20 protein-coding genes and 2 pseudogenes are annotated in these 20,362 nt (G+C 72.2%); 16 read left to right on the top strand and 6 right to left on the bottom strand.

Annotated features, from left to right (window positions below):
• Positions 1–46: 46 nt before the first annotated feature.
• A complete protein-coding gene (locus STRAU_RS28665) occupies positions 47–802 on the bottom strand; it encodes a S1 family peptidase (RefSeq protein ID WP_016643913.1) in 756 nt (251 codons plus the stop codon).
• A 401-nt stretch (positions 803–1,203) separates the two neighbouring features.
• Here STRAU_RS28665 and STRAU_RS28660 point away from each other — a divergent pair, with 401 nt between their 5' ends.
• Positions 1,204–1,806: a hypothetical protein gene (locus STRAU_RS28660; RefSeq protein ID WP_158692143.1), complete on the top strand. Its 603-nt coding sequence runs from the start codon at positions 1,204–1,206 to the stop codon at positions 1,804–1,806.
• A gap of 73 nt (positions 1,807–1,879) precedes the next feature.
• Here the strand turns inward: STRAU_RS28660 and STRAU_RS28655 are convergent, their stop codons facing one another.
• Entirely contained in the window at positions 1,880–2,566 is a 687-nt protein-coding gene (locus tag STRAU_RS28655; RefSeq protein WP_016643911.1) for a GntR family transcriptional regulator, read from the bottom strand.
• Between the two features lie 134 nt (positions 2,567–2,700).
• On the opposite strand from STRAU_RS28655, the gene STRAU_RS28650 reads away from it, so the two are divergent.
• The 12 genes from STRAU_RS28650 (at position 2,701) to STRAU_RS28595 (ending at position 13,789) form a co-directional block, all read left to right on the top strand.
• Positions 2,701–3,708, top strand: coding sequence for a phosphoglycerate dehydrogenase (locus tag STRAU_RS28650; protein WP_037662527.1), 1,008 nt, complete (start codon positions 2,701–2,703; stop codon positions 3,706–3,708).
• A complete protein-coding gene (locus STRAU_RS28645) occupies positions 3,708–4,595 on the top strand; it encodes a hydroxypyruvate isomerase family protein (RefSeq protein WP_016643909.1) in 888 nt (295 codons plus the stop codon). The genes STRAU_RS28650 and STRAU_RS28645 overlap by 1 nt, the downstream gene beginning before the upstream one ends.
• Entirely contained in the window at positions 4,592–5,272 is a 681-nt protein-coding gene (locus STRAU_RS28640) for a hypothetical protein (protein WP_016643908.1), read from the top strand. The genes STRAU_RS28645 and STRAU_RS28640 overlap by 4 nt, the downstream gene beginning before the upstream one ends.
• Entirely contained in the window at positions 5,260–7,917 is a 2,658-nt protein-coding gene (gene otnK / locus STRAU_RS43985; RefSeq protein ID WP_016643907.1) for a 3-oxo-tetronate kinase, read from the top strand. Before STRAU_RS28640 ends, otnK begins: the two co-directional genes overlap by 13 nt.
• Entirely contained in the window at positions 7,914–9,263 is a 1,350-nt protein-coding gene (locus STRAU_RS28630) for a TRAP transporter large permease subunit (RefSeq protein ID WP_016643906.1), read from the top strand. Before otnK ends, STRAU_RS28630 begins: the two co-directional genes overlap by 4 nt.
• Before the next feature lie 121 nt (positions 9,264–9,384).
• Positions 9,385–9,621: a hypothetical protein gene (locus tag STRAU_RS28625; RefSeq protein WP_016643905.1), complete on the top strand. Its 237-nt coding sequence runs from the start codon at positions 9,385–9,387 to the stop codon at positions 9,619–9,621.
• Positions 9,622–9,756: 135 nt separating this feature from the next.
• Entirely contained in the window at positions 9,757–11,109 is a 1,353-nt protein-coding gene (locus tag STRAU_RS28620) for a tetratricopeptide repeat protein (protein WP_106968082.1), read from the top strand.
• Between the two features lie 62 nt (positions 11,110–11,171).
• Entirely contained in the window at positions 11,172–11,342 is a 171-nt protein-coding gene (locus STRAU_RS28615; RefSeq protein WP_016643903.1) for a hypothetical protein, read from the top strand.
• A 78-nt stretch (positions 11,343–11,420) separates the two neighbouring features.
• A complete protein-coding gene (locus tag STRAU_RS28610; protein WP_016643902.1) occupies positions 11,421–11,750 on the top strand; it encodes a DUF3618 domain-containing protein in 330 nt (109 codons plus the stop codon).
• A gap of 3 nt (positions 11,751–11,753) precedes the next feature.
• Positions 11,754–12,020, top strand: a complete 267-nt coding sequence (locus STRAU_RS28605) for a DUF4235 domain-containing protein (RefSeq protein WP_016643901.1) — start codon at positions 11,754–11,756, stop codon at positions 12,018–12,020.
• A gap of 182 nt (positions 12,021–12,202) precedes the next feature.
• The gene (locus tag STRAU_RS28600) at positions 12,203–13,174 is read left to right on the top strand and encodes an LLM class F420-dependent oxidoreductase (protein ID WP_037662551.1); all 972 of its coding nucleotides are present in this window, start codon (positions 12,203–12,205) and stop codon (positions 13,172–13,174) included.
• A 150-nt stretch (positions 13,175–13,324) separates the two neighbouring features.
• Entirely contained in the window at positions 13,325–13,789 is a 465-nt protein-coding gene (locus STRAU_RS28595) for an SRPBCC family protein (RefSeq protein WP_016643898.1), read from the top strand.
• Between the two features lie 47 nt (positions 13,790–13,836).
• Here the strand turns inward: STRAU_RS28595 and STRAU_RS28590 are convergent.
• A pseudogene (locus tag STRAU_RS28590) lies at positions 13,837–14,070 on the bottom strand (hypothetical protein); the annotation flags it as partial.
• 56 nt (positions 14,071–14,126) lie between these two features.
• On the opposite strand from STRAU_RS28590, the gene STRAU_RS28585 reads away from it, so the two are divergent.
• Entirely contained in the window at positions 14,127–14,585 is a 459-nt protein-coding gene (locus STRAU_RS28585) for a hypothetical protein (RefSeq protein ID WP_037662524.1), read from the top strand.
• Positions 14,586–15,339: 754 nt separating this feature from the next.
• Positions 15,340–15,937, top strand: a pseudogene (locus tag STRAU_RS40690) (DUF3105 domain-containing protein).
• 58 nt (positions 15,938–15,995) lie between these two features.
• Here the strand turns inward: STRAU_RS40690 and STRAU_RS28575 are convergent.
• Entirely contained in the window at positions 15,996–17,171 is a 1,176-nt protein-coding gene (locus STRAU_RS28575; RefSeq protein ID WP_016643892.1) for an AraC-like ligand-binding domain-containing protein, read from the bottom strand.
• 125 nt (positions 17,172–17,296) lie between these two features.
• Between STRAU_RS28575 and STRAU_RS28570 the strand changes: the two genes are divergently transcribed.
• The gene (locus STRAU_RS28570; RefSeq protein WP_016643891.1) at positions 17,297–17,749 is read left to right on the top strand and encodes a peptidase inhibitor family I36 protein; all 453 of its coding nucleotides are present in this window, start codon (positions 17,297–17,299) and stop codon (positions 17,747–17,749) included.
• Positions 17,750–17,822: 73 nt separating this feature from the next.
• Here STRAU_RS28570 and STRAU_RS28565 read toward each other — a convergent pair whose 3' ends face one another.
• Together STRAU_RS28565 and STRAU_RS28560 are read right to left on the bottom strand one after the other, a co-directional pair.
• On the bottom strand, positions 17,823–19,052 hold the full coding sequence (locus tag STRAU_RS28565; protein ID WP_037662522.1) for an FAD-dependent monooxygenase: 1,230 nt from the start codon (positions 19,050–19,052) through the stop codon (positions 17,823–17,825).
• Positions 19,053–19,250: 198 nt separating this feature from the next.
• On the bottom strand, positions 19,251–19,865 hold the full coding sequence (locus STRAU_RS28560; RefSeq protein WP_016643889.1) for a GNAT family N-acetyltransferase: 615 nt from the start codon (positions 19,863–19,865) through the stop codon (positions 19,251–19,253).
• Positions 19,866–20,362: the final 497 nt, after the last annotated feature.

The following is a 20,362-nucleotide window of genomic DNA, read 5'->3' as shown; positions in this document are numbered from 1 at the left end:
CGGGCCCGGCGTCACTCAGTCTTCGGACCAAGGCTGAGACTCGGGCTCAGACTCCGGCCACGCTCTGGATCCAGGAGCGGTACGCCGTCACGTTCGTGTAAGCGGTCGTGGTCTGGCGGTCGCTGGTGGACGCGACGCCGACCTGGACGCCGCCCGCCATCATCGGGCCGCCCGAGTCGCCGCCCGCGGTGATGCCGTTGCCGCGCCGGGCGCAGATGGCGCGACCGCCGTAGGCGTCACTGCAGCCGCCGGTCACGACGACGTCGGCGACCTTCAGGAGCCGGGACTGGCAGTTGATCTCGGAACCGCACTGGGACGTCGCGCCCCAGCCGTACACCTGCACGGTCTGGCCCACCGACACGGAACCCGGCGAGCCGAGGCGCGAGTAGGTGGCCGACACGGAGCGGTCGAGCCTGACCAGGGAGAGGTCGGAGGACGCGTGGTTGTGGACGCTGACGCCGTTGGCCGTGGTGCCGCCCGTGGTCTGGTCGAGGCTGCCGATGCGGAACGAGAGCCCGCCGCCGCTGACGCAGTGCTTCGCGGTGAGGATCCAGGTCGGGGCGATGATCGTGGCGCTGCAGGTCTGCCGGCCGTTGGAGAAGAGCCGGGCCGCCCAGGGGGCGTTGCTGGCGTAGCCGCCGCCGATGATCGGCTGGGCCGAGGTGCCGTTCGCGGCAGCCGGGGCGTTCGCGCTGGGCGCCGTCTGGGCCGCTGCCGTGGGGGCGAGCCCCAGGACGGCGATGGCGGTGGCCGCGAGCGCGGGGACGAGTCTGGATCTGGATATTCGCACGGTCGTCTCCATTGTGTGGGGGTTGGAGCGTCCTGGATGAGGACTTGGCCGCCAGGCATCGCACGGGTATGCGGATCGCATGGGTGTGCGGTCGGAACGCGCGCGCGTCGGGCGGGTTGAACCCTGGCGCGTGCATGCCATATTCGGCTGGGGCGAATGTGGCAGAGGAGTAGTTGCCCACGCAAGGGGTTGGGACGTCGAACTCGGTTTCCCGGGCGGCGAGTTCGGCGGGCTCCGAATCAAGTTCGGGCTGCTCGGCCTGGCCGGTCCGGCCACCCGGCGGGGCGCGGCGTGAGGGCGGAGCACGTCATAGAGTGGCTCCCTTTGGCACCTATTGCCCCCGATATTGCCCCCGACCTCTCAGCCAGGAGCTCTTCTTGTCCGTACGTGACTTGTCCATACGTGTCTTGTCCATGCGTGCGCGTCCGACGCCGTCCGTGGTGACGACCCTGACGGCCGGGGTGGCCCTCATGGCCTGCCTCGCGGTTCCCGTCACGGCCCACGCGGCCGAGGGCGCCGGCCCCGCCACCGCCGCCCTCCCGACCGCGTCCCAGGGACCCGCCGCGACCGAGACCGTGGTGACGGAGGGGCAGGTCAAGGAAGCGGGGCCCGGCGGTGTCATCCGCTACCCCAGCGTCACCAGCTGCCTGACCGTGACCGTGCATCTGCGCTCGGGCGGCGGAGCGGTGGGCGCGCACGCGAGCCTCTTCCAAGTGCCGGGCGAACTGCGCTCCGACCAGATCCTGGGGCGGATCAAAAGCCTGGTGGGCCGGCGCTCGGTGACGTCCGTGGACGTCAGGGGCGCGGTCGGGGCCTGGCATCCGAGCTACTTCACCAAGGCGATCGAGAGCTACGGCGAGGGCGAGCAGGTCCCCGTGCCCGAGGGCCGGGACTTCGCCGGCCTGACGTCCGCCGTGGCACAGGGACTCGGAGTGCCGGGAAACACGGTGACCGTGAAGGACGTACCCGACGGGGACCAGGTCGTCGAGGTCCCGACGCCCGCGCCCCTGCCATGACGAGGTAGCCCCCGGCCCCGGACGGGGCCGGGGGCTACCACTGCCACTGCCACTGCCACTGCCGCCCGGAGGGTCAGCCCCCGTCCACCGCCTGGCGGTCCGTCAACGCCCGGGCCTTCGCGTTCTCGATGTGCCGCCGCATCTTCTTCGCGGCACCCTCCGCGTCTCCCGACGCCATCGCCTCGTACACGGCGGTGTGCTCCCGCGCCGGGGACTCGGCCTCGGAGGCGCCGAGTTCGGTGAACAGGCGGAAGCGCTGGACGTGACCGCCGAGGGAGCGGTACGCCGTCTCCAGGAACGGGTTGTCGCACTGGGCGGCGATGCGCAGGTGGAAGCGCTCGTCGGCGGCCCAGTACGGGCGCACCGATGCCGAGCGCGGCGCGGCCGCACAGCGCTTGAGCTCCTCGATGCTCTCCTTGAGCTCGTCCAGGAACTCCGGCGTGGTGCGGCGGGCCGCCTCGTGGACGACGGCCGGTTCCAGGACGAGGCGCGCGTCCATCAGCTTGATCAGCTCGCGCTCGGTGAAGAGCGGCGCGACCCGGTAGCCCTTGAGTGCCTCGCGGCGGACCAGGCCCGTGTGTTCGAGGCGGGCCAGGGCCTCGCGGAGCGGGGTCTGGCTGACGTCCAGCTCGCGGGAGAGGGCCCCGATGTTGAGGGACTGACCCGGTGACCACAGACCGTCCATGAACTGGCCGAGGAGTACCTCGTACATCTTGTCGGCCAGGGGTTGCCGGGCGGACGGGCGCGTCGTAGCCATCATGCCTCCTTCGGTGCCCGACCCTAGCGCAGCCGCTGCCCTCTCTTGATCACGTGTTCCCCCCCTCTTGATCACGGCCGAATCCTATACTATTTTGCTCATCGCTATAGTATAGCGATGGATCAAGGAGGATCCCGATGCGTGATGACAGCTCGCGCGTGGTGCTCGTGACCACGGCCTATCTCGACCCCGGCGGCGAGGTCGACCGGCTGCTGCGGGAGGCCGGTTTCCGTACGGTCTTCGCGCGGCCCTCGGACCGGCGCGCGACGGAGCGGTCCCTGGCCGCGGCCGTCGGCGACGCGGGGGCCGCGGGCATCGTGGCGGGGACCGACCCGTTCACGGCCGAGGTGATCGAGGCATCCCCCGCCCTGCGGGTGATAGCCCGCTGCGGCGCCGGATACGACAACGTCGACGTCGCGGCCGCCACCCGGCGCGGCGTCGCCGTCACCCACACCCCCGGCGCCAACCGGCAGTCGGTCGCCGAGCACGTGCTCGGGCTGATGGTGAGCTGCGCCCGGGGCATTCCGCAGAGCGTCGCCGACGTACGCGCGGGTGGCTGGTCGCAGCCCAGCGGGCGGGAGTTGGCGGGGGCGACCCTCGGAGTCGTCGGGCTCGGCTCGATCGGACGGACCGTCGCCCGCCTCGGACTCGCCCTCGGCATGCGCGTGGTCGGGCACGATCCGCACCTGGACACAGAGTTCCTCGACGAGACCGGAGTCACCGCGCTGCCGCTGGAGGGGGTGCTCGGCGAGGCCGACTTCGTGACGCTGCACCTCGCCCTCGACGCGTCGACCCGGCACCTGATCGACGCGGCCGCGCTGCGCCGGATGCGGCCCGGCGCGTATCTGATCAACACCGCGCGGGGCGGCATCGTCGACGAGGAGGCCCTCGCGGACGTGATCGCCGCGGGCGAACTCGCGGGCGCCGCCCTGGATGTGACGGAGCGTGAGCCGCTGCCGGCCGACTCCCGGCTGCGGGCGTTCGCCAACGTGCTGGTGACCGGGCACATCGCCGGTGCGACGGCGGAGGCCAGGTCGCGCTCCAGTCTGGCGGCGGCCCGCCAGGTCGTCGACGTCCTGTCCGGGCGGGCACCCGGGCATCTCGTCGATCCGGGGTGGGCGGCCGCGCGCGTGGAGGTGCGGTGATGGGGGCCGGGACCGACCGTGGCGGGCACGGCGTGCCCGCACCGTCCGCCGCACCGGTGAGCGCCCCGCGGGCCGCGCCGGTGGGCGCGCTGCGGGTCCCGGGCGGGCCGCTCCTCGCGGCCAACCTCAAGTGGCTCTTCACGGAGCTGGACTTCGAGCGGCGCTTCGACGCCGCGGCCGAGGCGGGCTTCGCCGGTGTCGAGTACGCGGATCCCTATCCGTACGCCCCGGCGCGGCTGCGGACGCTGCTGCGGGCCGCGGGGCTGCGGCAGGTGCTCATCAACTCGCCCGCCGGGCAGCCGGGTTCGCCGGAGCGCGCGGGGCTCGCCTGCCATCCGGGGCGAGCCGCGGACTTCCGCGCCGGGATCGAGCGCGGCCTCGAATACGCGACCGAGCTGGGCGCCGGGCTCCTGCACGTGCTGGCCGGGATCACGCCCCCGGACGTGAGCGCCGAGCGCGCCTTCGCGACGTACGTCACCAACATCGCCTGGGCCGTCGACCGCGCGCACGGCACCGGCGTACGCATCGTCGTCGAGGCACAGAACGAGCGGGACGCGCCCGGGTACTTCCTGCGCACCCAGGCCCGGGCGACGGCCGTCGTGGAGGCGGTCGGCCGCGACCGCGCCGGGCTGCTCCTGGACCTGTACCACGCCCAGGTCACCGAGGGCGATCTCGTCCGGACCCTGCGCTCCTGCCTGCCGTACGCCCTGCACCTGCAGATCGCCGATCCGCCCGACCGCACCGAGCCGGGCACCGGCGAGATCCGCTGGCCGCGTGTCCTCGGCGCCCTGCGCGATGCCGGGTACGAGGGCTGGATCGGGTGCGAGTACCGGCCGGCGCGCGGCACGGTGGCCGGGCTCGGCTGGGTCGCGGAGGTGACGGCATGAACACCGCCCCGCCGCGCCCCCGCGTCGCGCTGATCAGCGCCACCCCGGCGGCGATCGGCCCCGCCGTCGCCGGGCTCGCCGACGCCTTCCCGGACGCCGAGCCGTGGAATCTGCTGGACGACGCCCTGCTCACCGACGCCGACGCGCGAGGCGGGCTCACCCCGGGCCTCGCCGAGCGGATGCGGCGGCTCATCGCGTACGCCGTCGAGGGCGGCGCGCGGGGCGTGTTGCTCACGTGCTCGCTGTACGGGCCGGTGGTGGAGGGTGCCGACGCGGACGTCGGCGTCCCGGTCCTGGCGGCCGATTCCGCCGCCTTCGCCGCGGCACTGGCGGGCGGTCACCGGCGGGTTCTCGTGCTCGCCTCCTTCGAGGCGGCGTTGAGCGATTCGCTGGAGCGCTTCCGCGCCGCCGCACGGGCCGCGGGCTCCTCGGTGGAGGCCGTCGGCCGGGTGATCGCCCCGGGGGACGTCCCTCCGGATCCCGGCGACGCGGACGGCGTGCTCCTCGCCCAGTACTCGCTCGCGCCCCACGCCGACGCGCTGTCCGCGGCCCTGGGGCTGCCCGTCCACGCGGGACCGCTCGCGGCGGCTCGCGTGCTGCGCGCCGCCGTGGGAGACGCCCGGGGACCGGCGTCGCAAGGTGCCGCGGCCGAAGGAGGCGCACCGTGCTCGGAGTGATCGCCGACGATGTGACCGGGGCGACCGATGTGGCCCTGGCCCTGCGGAAGAGCGGACTGCGGACCGTCCTTTACTTCGGTGTGCCCGGCGAGGACGTGGAACCGCCGGGCGCGCACGAGGCGGTGGTCGTCGCGCTCAAGAGCCGGATGGCCACCCCCGCCGACGCGGTGGCGCAGTCCCTGGAGGCGCTGCGGCGGCTGCGCGGACACGGGGTGCGGCAGGTCTACTTCAAGTTCTGCTCGACCTTCGACTCCACCGCCGACGGGAACATCGGCCCGGTCCTGGACGCGCTCGCCGACGCCCTGGACGCGCCTGCCGTGCTCCTGACGCCCAGCTCACCGCAGCACGGCCGGACCCAGTACGCGGGTCATCTCTTCGTCGACGGCGTGCCGTTGGCCGAGTCGCCCATGCGGCACCATCCGGTGACGCCGATGACGGACTCGTCGCTGCCCCGGCTGCTGCGGGCGCAGACGGAGCGGCCGGTCGGGCTCGTGGAGTGGGACACCGTGCGCGCGGGCGCCGACGCGGTCCGCGCGGCCCTCGCCGACGCCACGGCCCGCGGAGTCCGCTATCTGCTGGCCGACGCGCTCGACGAGGACGACCTGCGCACCCTCGGCCGCGCCACCGCCGACGCGCCGCTGACCGCGGGTGCGGCCGGCCTTGCCGGAGGGCTCGCCCGCGCCGTTCCGGGCGGCGCCCCGGACGCGTACGACGATGACGATCCGCTGGACGCCTGGCCCGCCGCCGTCCTGTGCGGGAGCTGCTCGGCGCGCACGCTGGAGCAGTTGGACGCCCTGCGCGCCCTGGGCCGTCCGCTGCACCGGCTCGACCCCGTCGACGAGCCGGACCCGGCGGCGCTGGCCGGGCGCGCCCTCGACTGGTACGACGCGCTGCCGCCCGAGGCACCGCACGGGGCACCCGTGATCCACTCCTCCGTTCCGCCCGACGAACTGCGGGCCGTTCAGCGGGCGTTGGGTTCCGAGCGTGCCGCTGCCGTGCTGGAGGAAGCCACCGGCCGCATCGCCGCGGGACTCGTGGCACGCGGCGCCCGGCGCGTGATCGCCGCGGGCGGCGAGACGTCGGGCGCCGTGGTGGCCGCGCTCGGGGTCACCGGCGGCTGGATCGGCCGGGCCGCCGCGCCCGGCGTGCCCTCGATCCCCCCGCGTCGCCCTCCTGCTCAAGTCCGGGAACTTCGGCGGCGCCGACTTCCTCGCGACCGCCTCCGCCCCTCCCCCGGACCGCTCCCCCTCCCCGCACGGACGAACCCAAGGAGCCCGCTCATGACCGCGACCCACTCGGCAGAAGAACGCGCGAGCGCTGCCGCCTCCCACCCGGCCGCCCGCGCAGCCGTCGTCACCAGCGCCCGGGCCCTGGCCGCCCGTGCCCTCGTGCACGGCCGTACCGGCAACGTCTCGCTGCGCACCGGCGATGGCAGCGTCCTCATCACCCCCACCGGCGCCGATCTCGCGACGGTGCTCCCCCAGGACCTGTCCGTCATCGACGCCGACGGGGCGCACCTCGACGGGCCGCCGCCGTCGAAGGAGGCGTTCCTGCACGCGGCCGTGTTGCGCGCACGCCCCGACGCCCGGGCCGTCGTGCACACGCACTCGACGCACGCGGCCGCCGTGTCGTGTCTCGACGGCCTCGACGCGGACGACGCGCTGCCCGCGCTCACCGCCTACTACGCGATGCGCGTCGGACGGCTCCCGCTGCTGCCGTACTTCGCGCCCGGAGACGCCCAACTGGCCGATGTCGCCGAGGAGAAGGCCCGTACGCACGCGGCGCTGCTGCTGCGGCACCACGGGCCGGTCGTGGCGGCGCCCGGCCTCGACGCGGCGCTGGACGCCGTCGAGGAGCTGGAGCAGACAGCGCGGATCTTCCTGCTGCTGCGCGGCACGGACCACACCCCTCTGACCGAGGACCGGCGCGCGGCCCTCGCGCCCCAACTCCCCGGCGCTGTCGCTCTGTTCAGCGCGCTCGCCATCAAGAAGGCGTTGGACGACGTGGTTCTGGAGGCGTTCACCAGCACCACCGGCATCGGCGTCGAGGGCGTCTACGAACCCACGAACGTCCTCCTTGAGCAGATCGCGGGCGGCGCGCGGCCCGACGTCATGGTCGGGGTGACGGGCGGCCTGGAGAAGCTGGCCGCATCCGGCGTGCTCGACGCCTCCTCGCTGCGGCCGCTCGCGCGCGTCGGGATCGGCGTGGCCGTGCCGCCGGGCGCCCCCGCAGTGGACCTCTCCAGTACCCGCGCGCTGGTGCGGGCGCTGACGTCCGCGCGCTCGGTGGCGTACTCGCGTACGGGGGCGAGCGGTGTCGCGTTCGCGGCGCTCCTGGAGCGGCTCGGCATCGCGGAGGAGGTCAACTCCCGGGCCACGGTGGTCGAGAAGGGGTTCACCGCGCTCGCGGTGACGGACGGCCGGGCGGACCTGGCCGTGCAGCAGCTGAGCGAGCTGCGCTTCGTGCCCGAGGCCCGGGTGGTCGGGCCGTTCCCCGAAGAGGTCCAGCACTACACGGACCTGTCGGTCGCCCTGGGCGCGCACGCCGCGCGCGACCCCGAGGCCACCGCGCTCCTGCGGCACCTCACCGCCGCTCCCGCGCGCGAGGCGTACCGCGTGGCCGGTCTGGAAGACCCACGCCGATGAGCGCGATCCTCGCCCTGGTGGCGTTCATCGGGGTCATCATCGTGTGGAACGTGGCGTTCAAGCGGAACATCGGCGAGGCCATGATCCTGGGGTTCCTGGCGAGCGCGGCCTTCGGCGGCACGGACGCGCCGCGCGTGGCCTGGGAGAGCCTCGTCGAGGGCATGAAGTCGGAGATCACGTTCGCGGCGCTCGCGTTCGTCTTCGTGAGCGAACTGCTCACCCGTACGGGGCTCGTGCACCGGATGATCGACATCCTCAGCTCGCTCCTCGGCCGCCGCAAGGGCGGCTCCGCGTACGCGGCGACGGTCGCCTCCGGCCTGTTCGGCGCCGTCGCGCACAACGGCGCGGCGATCGTCGCCACCGTGGGTTCGCTGGCCATTCCGTGGATGAAGCGGTCGCGGGCCAGCGGCGAGACGGCCGCGCTCGTCCTGTCCGGAAACGCCGGGGTCGGCGCGACCTTCCCGTTCAGCGGGGCGTTCTTCGTGCTGCTCGCCGCGCCGACGGTGGTGCCCGTGCTCTCGTCGCACGACGTCGTCGGCACGCTGTTCGTCACCGGCGCGTGGATGGTGGCGATGCGGCTCGTCGTCGCGTACGGGATCGTGCGGTGGCGGGGCGTGGGCACGATGGCGGCCGACGACATCCGGCCCCTGCGGCAGTCGTTCGGCGCGGGCTGGACGTCGCTGCTCGTCCTCGCCGCCGTCGCCGTACCGGTCCTGCTGACGACGGGCCCGGGCAGCGACTGGGCGACCGACCGGCTCGACGGCCTCGACGCCACGGACGCCGTACCCCTGCTGGTGTGGCTCCCGGTGGTGATGCTGATCGCCGGGCTCCTGGTGGAACGGCGGGCGCTGCCGCACGGCGGGGGCGACTGGTGGCGGACGCTCGGCGAGATCGGGCCGAAGCTGGGTCTGGTGGGCGTGACGATGGTGTCCGCGTTCGCGGCCTCCGAGGTCCTGGCCCGGCTCGGCCTCGGCGAACAGCTGGCGCCGTACCTGAAGGACCTGCAGGGCGTGCCGCCCCTGGTGGCGGCCCTGGTCGTGGGCCTGATCCTCGTCATCGTGGCCGGCCCCCTCAACACCACCTCGACGCTCGCGGCGGTCGGGCCCGTCGCGTTCGCCGCGCTCACCGCCTCGGGCATCCCCGCGCACGTGGCCTTCGCGGCGGTCATCGTGTGGGCCTCCTCGGAGGGGTGCTCGCCCCCGGGCGCCGCCCCGCTGTACGTGGCCGCCGGCATCGCCGACATCAACCCGGCCCGCATCTTCCTGCCCGTAGCCCTCTATTACCTGCTGCCGACCTATCTGTTCGGCGTCCTGATCGCGGTGGGGGTGCTGTGGATCCCCGGCTGAGCGGGGCGGCCGTCCCCCCTGGAAGTGGAAGTTTCGCCCGGAGACAGAACTCGAGACAGAACTCGAGACAGAACCCGAGACAGAACCCGAGACAGAACCCGTCCGGAAACGGAGAACCGCCATGCACAACGTCGTGCCCACTTTCCTGCGTACGTTCCTGCTGGGCGCGACCCGCGTCCTTCTCGTCGCCTTCCTCCTCGGGGGCCTGACCGTCGTGGCCGGGCAGATCGTGGCCCTCGCGGCGGGCGACCGGCATCTGATGGAGCTGTTCGGCACGGATGTCACCGGGGTGGTGTGCATCGTCGCGGGCTGCGCGGGGATCTGTTCGTTCCTGCTTCTTTACGTACGGGACCGTTGAGTCCCCGCGGTGCGGCGGCGGGGCGGTGTTCGCCGCGCCGTGGTGTCCGTCCTCCCGCCGCGGGGCAGAGATCACTGCGGCACGAGGGCGACCCGTCGGGAGGACACAGTGGTCACGGACCGGCACGCGCACACGATGACGTACACCGACGCCGACGGCGCCCGGCACTACGAGAACGCGCTCGACCATCTGCTGTTCTTCCGCGAGGAGGTCGCGGCGGAGGCCCGAGCGGTGCTCGACGCCTCGCCCCGCTCCGCCATGGGGCACGTCTTCGGGGCCTACCTCGGCCTGTTGGGCACGGAGGAGCGGGACGCAGCCGAGGCGGCCACGGCGTTCGAGGCGTACCGCGCGGACGTGCACGCGGCCGAGCTGACCCCGCGTGAGCGCATGCACGTCGAGGCCGCGTCGCGCTGGCTCGACGGCGACATGCACGCGGCGGGCCGCGTCCTCGCCGAGCTCGTCGTGGCCCACCCCAAAGACGCTCTCGCCCTCGCCGTCGGCCATCAGATCGACTTCTTCACCGGCAACGCCGTGCTGCTGCGCGACCGCATCGGCGGCGCCCTGTCCGCCTGGGACACGGACGATCCGCACTACGGCCTGCTCCAGGGCATGTACGCGTTCGGCCTGGAAGAGGCCGGTCACTACACGCCGGCCGAGCACGCGGGCCTGGCCTCCGTCGAACGCAACGCGCGCGACGTCTGGGGCATCCACGCCGTCGTCCACGCCTACGAGATGCAGGGGCGGTACGAGGACGGCATCCGCTTTCTCGACGCCCGCGCGGACGACTGGTCGACGGACAACTACCTGCACGTGCACAACTGGTGGCACTACGCCCTGTACGTCATGGAGACCGGCCGCACGGACAAGGTCCTCGCGGTCTACGACACCGCCGTGCGCCACGACGGCTCGGCCGACGCCGCCATGGAACTCCTGGACGCCGCTTCCCTGCTCTGGCGGCTCCACCTCGCGGGCACCGACACCGGCGATCGCTGGGCCGACCTCGCCGACGCCTGGGCCCGGCGGAGCGACGGTGCCTACTACGCCTTCAACGACGTCCACGCCGTCATGGCCCACGTCGGGGCCGGCCGCGTGTCCGACGCCGAACGGCTCATCCGCGACAGGGAGGCATGGCTGCGGGACGCCGGTTCCGGCCGCCCGGGGCTCTCCAACGTACCGATGACCGCCGAGATCGGGCTCCCGGTGTGCCGGGCCCTGGTGGCCTACGGGCAGCGGCGCCACGCCGACGCGGTCGACCTGCTGCTTCCGCTGCGGCACCGTCTCCACACCTTCGGCGGCAGCCACGCCCAGCGGGACGCCGTACAGAAGACCCTGGTCGAGTCGGCACTGCACGCCGGCCGCCACGACCTCGCCCGCACGCTCCTGAGCGAACGCGTCAATCTGCGCCCCCGGTGCCCCTACGACCAGGACGCCTGGGCCCGGCTCGCGAAAGCCACCCGGGCCGTTCGCACCTCGCCGTCGCCCGGCTGACGTACGCGCCGCGTGTGAAACCGCCGCTCGGGGGCACTCGGGACGGCGGAGGTGGACAAGACATGGTTCCTTTGCTGATTGTTCTGCTGCTCGCGCTCGTGCTCTTCGGCGCGGGTTTCGCCGTCAAGTTCCTGTGGCTGGTCGCAGCCGTCCTCATCGTGGCGTGGCTGCTCGGCTTCGTCGTCCGCCCGGCCGGACACGGCGGGCGCAGGGGTCGTTGGTACCGCTGGTGATGCACCCCGGGTGACGCACCCGAGCGAATCGAAGCGTTTCACCGGCCGACGTGGCCGAGATCGAAGGAGTACAGATCCATGACCCAGCGGACGCACCACTCGAAGAGCCCGGCCATTCCCGAGGGCCTGCGCAAGCAGGCCGAGGAGACCAAGCAGGGACTCGGCCGGACGGTCGACGCGCTGGCGGCCGCGACGACCGACGTGAAGGCCAAGGCCGCCCACACCACGGACCAGGCCAAGGCGATGGCGAGTCAGGCCGGGGACATACTCCAGGAGCAGACGCCCGAACTGCTGAGGCAGAAGGCGGGTCAGGGCGCCGAGGCGGCGCGCAACAACCGCATGCTGCTGCTGGTCACCGCCGCCGGCGCGACCGCGCTGTGGCTGGTGCTCCGGCGCAAGGAGAAGTGAGCCTTGCGTGCGGCGAAGATCGCGTACAAGCCGGTCGGCCTGGCGCTGGGAGCCGTCAGCGGCATGCTGGCCGGCGCGCTGTTCCGGCAGGCGTGGAAGGGGCTCGGGCACGAGGAGGACGCACCCGACGCCACGGACGAGGACCGCACCTGGGGTGAAGTGCTGCTGGCCGCCACGCTCCAGGGTGCGATCTTCGCCGCGGTGAAGGCGGCGGTCGACCGCGGCGGGGCGGCCGCGACCCGCAGGATGACGGGCACGTGGCCCGGCTGACGGGAGAGTCGGCCCCACGCGACGGGTGGTGAGCCCGCCTCGACGTGCGGTCGGTTCGACACGGTGGGGAGGACGGCACGGCCGTCCTCCCCATCGCGCTGCCTGCTGCGGGGCGGAGCGTGCGTTACGGCATCCGGCCGAAGGTCCTGTTTGTCCCGGCGGACACAGGGGACGCGATCAACATGGTGCAAATCGGATACACGATGATGACCGAGCAGGCCGGGCCCCGGGAGCTCGTCGAGCATGTGGTCGGCGCCGAGGCGGCCGGGTTCGACTTCTCGGTGACCAGCGACCACTACTTTCCCTGGCTGCGCTCGCAGGGCCACTCCCCGTACGCCTGGAGCGTCCTGGGCGCCGCGGCGCAGGCCACCTCGCGCATCCCGCTGATGACGTACGTGACCTGTCCGACCTTCCGCTACCACCCGGCGGTGGTGGCCCAGAAGGCCGCGACGCTCCAGCTCCTCGCCGAGGGCAGGTTCCGGCTCGGCCTCGGGTCGGGCGAGAACCTCAACGAACACGTGGTGGGCCGCGGCTGGCCCGCCGTGGACGTACGCCACGAGATGTTCGAGGAGGCCGTAAGCATCATCCGGGCGCTCTTCGACGGCGGGCACGTCACGCACCACGGCAAGCACTACGACGTGGACTCGGCGCACCTGTGGGACCTGCCCGACGACCCGCCGCCCATCGGCATCGCGGTGTCCGGCGAACAGTCCTGCGCGCTCGCCGGACGCCTGGGCGACCTGGTGATCGCCACCGAGCCCAAGCAGGAACTGATCAGCGCGTTCGACCGCCACGGCGGCTCCGGGAAACCGCGGGTCGGACAGCTGCCCATCTGCTACGACACCGACCGCGACGCGGCCGTCGCGCGGGCGCACGACCAGTTCCGCTGGTTCGCCGGCGGCTGGAAGGTGAACGCCGAACTGCCCCATCCGGACTCCTTCGCCGGCGCCACCCAGTTCGTGACGCGCGAGGACGTCGCCGAGTCGATCCCCTGCGGGGACGACCCCGACGCCTTCGTCGCCGCCGTCCGGCCCTACGTCGAGGCCGGCTTCACGGAGGTCGCCCTGGTGCAGGTCGGGGGCGACACCCAGCACGCGTACCTGGAGTGGTCGGAGAAGACGCTGCTGCCCGCGCTGCGGGACGCCTTCGGCTGATCGGGTTCCGGACGGGGTGCGTTTCCCGCGTTCTCGGGTACCCGGGCTCTGTGCCGCGCGGGATCGCCGGTGCGGCACGACGCGATCAAACACGATCGAGCACGAAGAACAGATCAGGTCCGCGTCCGCGGACCAAGAGGAGGCACGCTGATGAGCACGGTCACGGAGACGGTGGACGTCGAGGTTCCCGCTCGCACTGCCTACAACCAGTGGACGCAGTTCGAGGAGTTCCCGCACTTCATGGAGGGTGTGGAGGAAGTCGTCCAGCTCGACGACCGGCGCAACCACTGGACCACGAAGATCGCCGGTGTCCGCAGGGAGTTCGACACCGAGATCGTGGACCAGCTCCCGGACGAGCGCATCGCCTGGCGCACCATCAGCGGCGACATCCGCCAGATGGGCATGGTCCGCTTCCAGCCGCTGGACGAGTCCCGCACGCGGGTGGAGCTGGTGATGGATGTCGAAGCCGGCGGGATGGCCGAGAAGGCCGCCGACTCCATGGGCATCATCGACCGCCGGGTGAAGGGCGACATGCAGCGGTTCAAGGACTACATCGAGCGCCGCGCGCGGGAGTCGGGGGCCTGGCGCGGCCGGATCAAGCCCGAGGACGTCTGAGGGCGCCCGAACTCGAGGGCCGCGCGGAGGCATGCTCCGCGCGGCCCTCAGCCGCTGCCCCCGGCCTCCGCGGTGCGGGGGCCGCCGACCGCGTAGGTGTCCTTGACCTTCACCTCGGTCACCCCTCGGCCTTCTGGGAAAACGGCCCGCCAGTCGCCGATGACGTGCAGTTCGTCGGTGCCCATCGCGCGGACGACCGTGAGGCCCTCGTCGTGTGCCTTGTACGCCTTCATCCAGAGGTTGGAGAACGCCTGGGAGCGGATGAGGTGCATCCCGCACGGGCCCGGCTCCGAAATCCGCTGCCCTGCCGCACAACCCGCTCGATAGCCTTCGCGGCATGTCTGAGCAGCCATTCGTCCCCGATAGCTTTGTCGTTCCACGGGCCCTCGCCGCCGACGGGTTCCGCCTGGAGCCCCTCGGCCCGGAGCACAACGACGCCGACCACGCCGCCTGGATGTCGAGCATCGACCACATCCGCGCGACCCCCGACTTCCGCGAGCGCAGCTGGCCGCCCGCCGCTGGAATGACCCTGGCCGAGAACCTGGGTGACCTGAAGAGCCACGCAAGCGACTTCGAGGCGCGGACCGGCTACACGTACGCGGTCCTCGACGACGCCGGAGAGGTCTTCGGCTGTGTCTACATCTACCCGTCGCGCGCGGACGCGGGCGTGACGGACGTCCGCTCGTGGGTGCGTGCGGACCGTGCCGAACTGGACGGTCCACTCCGTACGGCCGTGGCGGCCTGGCTGGCATCCGACTGGCCGTTCGGGAAGGTTCGGTACCGGTCCGGCGCTTAGCCGGACGAGGGTCGGCGGGGCGGGCGGTGACGGGGTGGACGTACTATCTGCGGCCATGGCCCTAGGCATGCGGGACACGAGGGGTGGCGCGGGGCGGGCCGTCCGCCGATGTGCCGTGCTCGCCTGTGCCCTGGCCTCGGTCCTGGCCGTCCTGTGCGTGTGCTTCGGGTCCCTGGCGCACCACGAGGACGGGGGTGCCCGCGGGCCGGCGCTGTCCATGACGGGCCTCACGAGCTCCGCCGACGCACAGCCAACAGCCCCGGCACCAGCACCAGCACCAGCAGCGGCACCAACAGCGGCAGCGGCACCAGCTCTCAGCCACGACTGCCCGCCCAGTGAACGCTGCGCCGCCGCCACGCACCACGCGGCGCTCACGCTTCCGGCTCCCGAGCCCCCGGCCCCCGTCACCGACGAGTACGCCGGACAGCCCCGGCACTCCCCCACCGCCCAGCCGGCGCCCCGGGGCCCCACGCGTCGGCATGCCCCCGACCTCCACGTCCTTCAGGTGCAGCGGACCTGAGGGTGCCCCGCGCGCGTACGAGAACCGGCGCGCGTTCCGCCTTCCCTCACCCCGCGACCACCGCTGTGCCCGAGCGCAGCGGGGACAAGGACATCCACAACCATGAGCACTTCGAAGTCCTCCAGACCCTCCAGACCCTCCAGGCCGTCCAAGCCGTCCAAGTCCTCCAACAGCCCCTCCAAGAAGGGCAGGAGCGCCGCGACCGCCGCCGAGCGCAAGGCCCGTATCGCGGAGATGCGCCGCGCCGAGCAGGCGCGGGAGCGCCGCAATCGCGTCTTCACCATCACGGCGAGCGTCGCCGTGGTCGCGGGGCTTGTCGGGTTCGGCTCGTACGCACTGGTGTCGTACGACGACAAGCAGGAGAAGCAGGACGCCGCGGCCTCGGCTCCGGTCCGGGGTGAGAAGACCTGGGACGCCAAGAAGCTAGGCCGCAATCACGTGGACAAGACGGTCGACTACCCGATGACCCCCGCGGTCGGCGGCGATCACGCGCAGGCGTGGGTGAACTGCCAGGGCAACGTGTACGACAAGCCGGTCGGCAAGGAGAACGCCGTGCACTCCCTCGAACACGGCGCCGTCTGGATCACGTACAACGACAAGGCGTCGGCCGGTGACATAGAGCGGCTGAGCGGCAAGGTCAGCGGAACGCCCTACACGCTGATGAGCCCGGTCAAGGAACAGCGTGGCTCCATCACGCTCACCGCGGGGACGCCAGCTCGACGTCACCAAGGCGTCCGACCCCCGGGTGGAACAGTTCCTGGACAAGTACGTCCAGGGCGCACAGACACCCGAGCCCGGGGCGGCCTGCACCGGGGGCGTCGGGGCTGCCTGACCGGGGCCACGGCCGGCGCGGCGGGCCGGTCACCGGCCCGCCGCATGTGCCACCAGCGTCACGCAGGAGCGCGTTCCGGCGCCGACGCCCTCCGCTCCTGGCGGAACGCGCTGGGAGACATCCCGTAGGCGAGCCGGAAGGCGCGGGCGAAGTCCGCCTGGTGGCGGAAGCCCCACCGGGCGGCCGTCTCGCCGATGCTGCGGTGGCCGAGCCTGCGGTCGGCGAGATCGGCGCGCCCGCGTTCCAGGCGGAGCCGGCGGATCGTGGCGCTCACGGTCTCCGGATGCTTCTGGAAGAGCTGGTGCAGCAGGCGTACGGAGATGTGGTGGTGCGCCGCGATGGTCGTCGGGCCCAGCTCGGGGTCGGAGAGGTTGTGCTCGATGAACGCCTGGATCCGGGCGAGCAGCGCCTGGCGGCGGGTCTCGGCCGGGACGACGGGCGGGCCGGTCAGCTGTCCGGCGAGGAAGGTGGCGGCCAGCGCGGCCCCGACGCCGTCCAGGCGCCGGAGCTCTTCCGCGTCGCACCGCTCGGCGTTCTCCCTGAGCCCGCCGAGGAATCCGGCGAGCAGAGCGCCCACTCCGCTCCGGGACGACAACCGGGTGCCCAGCAGCCCGTCGGTCCGGTTCGCCGGGAGCGGCAGGGTGGTCCTGGGGAGCCGGAGCAGGGTGACCCGTGACAGCCGGTGGTGATCCTCGAACTCGCAGACCAGCGGATGGGACGTGTCGAACAGGGTCATGTCTCCGGCGTTGAGCAGAGCGCTGTTGCGGCCCTGCTCAAGGCCGATGGGGCTGCCGTGCACGAGGAGGAGGAAATAGCATTCCGGATCGCCGAGCCGGATGTGCGCGGGCGTTCGTCTGGCCGATCCCGGTGAGAAGGAGAACGAGGAGACCCCGGTCTGCGGCAGGTGAAGCGACGTCGCCGTCCCACGGAAGTTGTCGGTGTACGCACTGGTGATCGACAGTGGCATGACCGCCTCGCCGACCATCGCGCTGAACCACGCGAAGCCGTCCCGCTCGCTCACGCTGCTGGTGGAGACGGAGACGGACAACTCCGGCTCCACGTCCGTATCCGCCATCGCACACCCCCGGGGCCGCCGGCCCCGGCCGGGCGCCGGGTCCGCATGCTCATGGTCGGCCGACCCGAGGGCGACGGCGAGCAGCTTGCCGGTCAGCTTCGCGGTGCGTTCCGCGCCAGGTGTGCGCGCGCCGGTCGACCCGCGCCGCCGCTGGCTCACGCATGCGCTGGATGCGAAGGATGTGTGCGCTCCCTGCTGAAGACCGGGCAGTCCGCGCCGGGCCACAGTGAAGCCCAGTGAAGCCGCACCGTCCGGGTGCCTTCAGGGGAAGAGGGGAAGCACACATGCGCAAGAGGTTCGCCGCCCTGCTCACGGCCGGCACAGCCGCCCTCGCGCTCGCCGCACCGACTACGGCGAGCGCGGTGAACGCGGAGGAGACCCGGGTCACCAAGGTCCCCGGGGTGGAAGGGCTCTACGAGTTCCGCGGAGGGGACCATCTCGCTGCGGCGTGGCAGCAGTGCAACGGGGGCACATGCTTCTTCCAGCACTCCTACGGCAACGAGGAGGATCCCACCGCCCGCATGTGGGTCGTGCCCAGTTGCGGCCGGCACCTCGTGCCGCGCGCGTTCGAGGACAGGGCCAGCTCGGTATGGAACCGGACGCCCACGACCATCTGGATGTACAAGGACCGCAACTACAACAGCGGCAGCTACATGGGCTCATGGGGCGGGTGGGGTCAGGGCAATCTCGCCGCCCACCAGAACGACCGGTTGAGCGCCGTCGACGCTCGCTGCTGACTCGGGGCCACCACCACACGGGGGGGGCCGGGCCCATTGTGTCGCGTCGGCACGCGGCGCAATGGGCCCTCCTCTACCGAGGGGCCAGCGCCCGGGCGTGGGCCGCGCGGGCGATCTTCGGGCCCAGCCAGCGCTTGAGGCGGCGCAGGGCCTTGAGGCGGCCGACGGCCTTGTCGAGGCCGTAGTAGAGGTGGGGCGGGACGTGCGGCAGCAGGGGTGAGTGGCGCTGGCCGAGGAGGGCGAACATGCGGTGCGGGGGGAGGTGGATGTAGCGGGGCAGGTGCTCGTACCACTGGGCGCTGTAGCGGGCCGCGCTCTGGATCGACAGGAGGGCGGACTTGCGCTCCTGTTCGTACGCGGCGAGGGCGCCCGGCAGGGACGCGTGCCCGCGCAGCGCTCCGGCGAGCGCCATGGCGTCCTCCAGGGCGAGCGTCGTACCGGCCCCGATCGAGTAGTGCGTGGTGTGGGCGGCGTCGCCGAGCAGGACGACGTTGTCGCGGTACCAGCGCTGGTTGGTGAGGGTGCGGAAGGTCAGCCACTGGGGCCTGCCGTCGCCGGCGGAGCGGCCGATGAGGCGGTGGCCGTCGAGCAGGTCGGCGAAGAGCTGCTCCAGCAGGTCGAGCCCCTCCGCCTCGTCGGCACGGTCGAGCCCGAGGCCGGCCCAGGTCTCGGGCGCGCACTCGATCACGCAGGTGCTGCCCTCGGCGCCGTAGCCGTACGCGTAGCACCAGATCCAGCCGTGGTCGGTCTCCACGAAGGAGAAGGTGAAGGCGTCGAAGACCTTCGTGGTGCCGAGCCAGGCGTAGTGGTTGCGCCCGGCCGTGACGTCGGTGCCGAAGTGGTCGGCGTCGCGGGTGCGCAGGCCGCTGTGCAGTCCGTCGCCCGCCACCACCAGATCGGCGTCGCCGGGCAGCGCGCCCGGGGCCATCTCGTGGGCGAACTCCAGCCGTACGCCGAGGTCCCTGGCCCGGGCCGCGAGGATCTTCAGGAGCCGGTGGCGGCCGATGCCGAATCCCTCGTCGCCGTGGTGGCGCGTCGTCAGGTTCCGGGCGCCGTCGCGCACATGGGCGACGCCGTCGCTCCAGCGGACCGAATGCTCCTCGACGGCGCGCGCCGACTCGGGGTCGTGCGCGCGCAGCTTGTCCAGCAGCCCGCGCCAGTACGTGACGCCCCAGCCGTACGTCGAGCCCTCGGGATTGCGTTCGTACACAGTGATCTCGGTGGACGGGTCCTGCCGCTTCAGCAGGATGGAGAGATACAGGCCGGCGGGCCCGCCTCCGACACAGACGACCTTCACGCGCACCCCTACACGGTTCCGCTGGCTTCTACCCGTTGCGTGTGTGACTCGTGCGTCGCACGCGTCGCACCCGTGGCCCTGCATGGCCGAATCGCAACGGACCGTAACACCGTAAGTGCGCTATTTTCCTACATGTCGGAATTAGGGCTTTCGATCATCACTCCAGTGCCAGCGAAGGGTCACTCCCGCGCCGGTCCCGCCCCCTCAGCGGCGGGCACTCCACTGCTCCCGGGTGATCGCGTACTCGACCGCCCGAAGATCGGTGCCCGGCGGGAACCAACTGGGGTCCGCGTGGAATTCACGGACGCAGTGCAGCCCGAGAGCGGCCATCGTCGCCCGGGAGGCGACGTTGGCCGCCGACGCCTGGGCGAAGATCCGGGTCAGCCCGAGGTCTTCGAGCCCGTGCCGTATCAGCTCACGCGAACCCTCACCGGCGAAGCCCTTGCGCCAGTGGCGCCGCAGCAACCGGAACCCCAGCTCGGCCTGCCCCTCCACCGACTCCTGGCCCTCCACTGACTCCTGGCCCTCCACTGGCTCCTGGCCGTCAGATGGCTCCTGGCCGTCGGAGTCCGGCGCCCGCAGAATCCAGTAGCCGACGAACTCACCCTCGACGAAGCCCGCCCAGTACCCGAGGCCCGCGACCCGGTTTGCTTCCGCGAGGGTCTCGCGGTGCTTCTTCTCCACCTGTTCACGGGTACGGACGCCGCCCAGGTAACGCATCACCTCGGGGTCGGCATCGAGCTCGACCTGATACTGAAGGTGCTCATCGGACAGCGGGACCAGCTGGGTCCGCTCGGTACGCAAGATCGCCTGGGGCATGACACGAAGCGTCTCAAACAGCCGACTCGGCGATCAACGCGGGACCCCACGCAAGCTTAGGCTCGCGAAGTGCTGGCCCTGTCACCGTGGTTGGTTTTATGACGTTCCCCATAACTACTTCATGAAGTCGGCGCCGGATCAGCGAGTTCACGGCGCGGCCCCAGAGAGCGCGATCAACCCGGCATTGACAGACTCGGACGGCCTGATCAATCATCACCTCTGACAGTCGCCATCGGTCGACGATGCGGCTGTCACTTTGCGTTCACAGAGCGGCGATGACTCCCCGGCTGTGTGGACGTATTCATGCACTACTCGGAGGTATTCACGCTCTACAGCAGGTCACACGGCATGCCGAGCCCTCACGTCGACGAATCAGCCACTTCCGTGCAGGGTGCATACGCCCTGGTGCGCGCGCCTTGGATCCTTGCGGCCCCGCTCGATACGCCCCCGCTCGAGTTACCAGCTCATCGATTGCATTTCGGAACTTCTCCGGGACT

The sequence above is a fragment of the Streptomyces aurantiacus JA 4570 genome (genome assembly GCF_000414115.1).
GTDB lineage: Bacteria > Actinomycetota > Actinomycetes > Streptomycetales > Streptomycetaceae > Streptomyces > Streptomyces aurantiacus_A.
The sequence above is the reverse complement of the archived record's forward strand: the minus strand, read 5'-3'. Positions and strand labels throughout refer to the sequence as shown.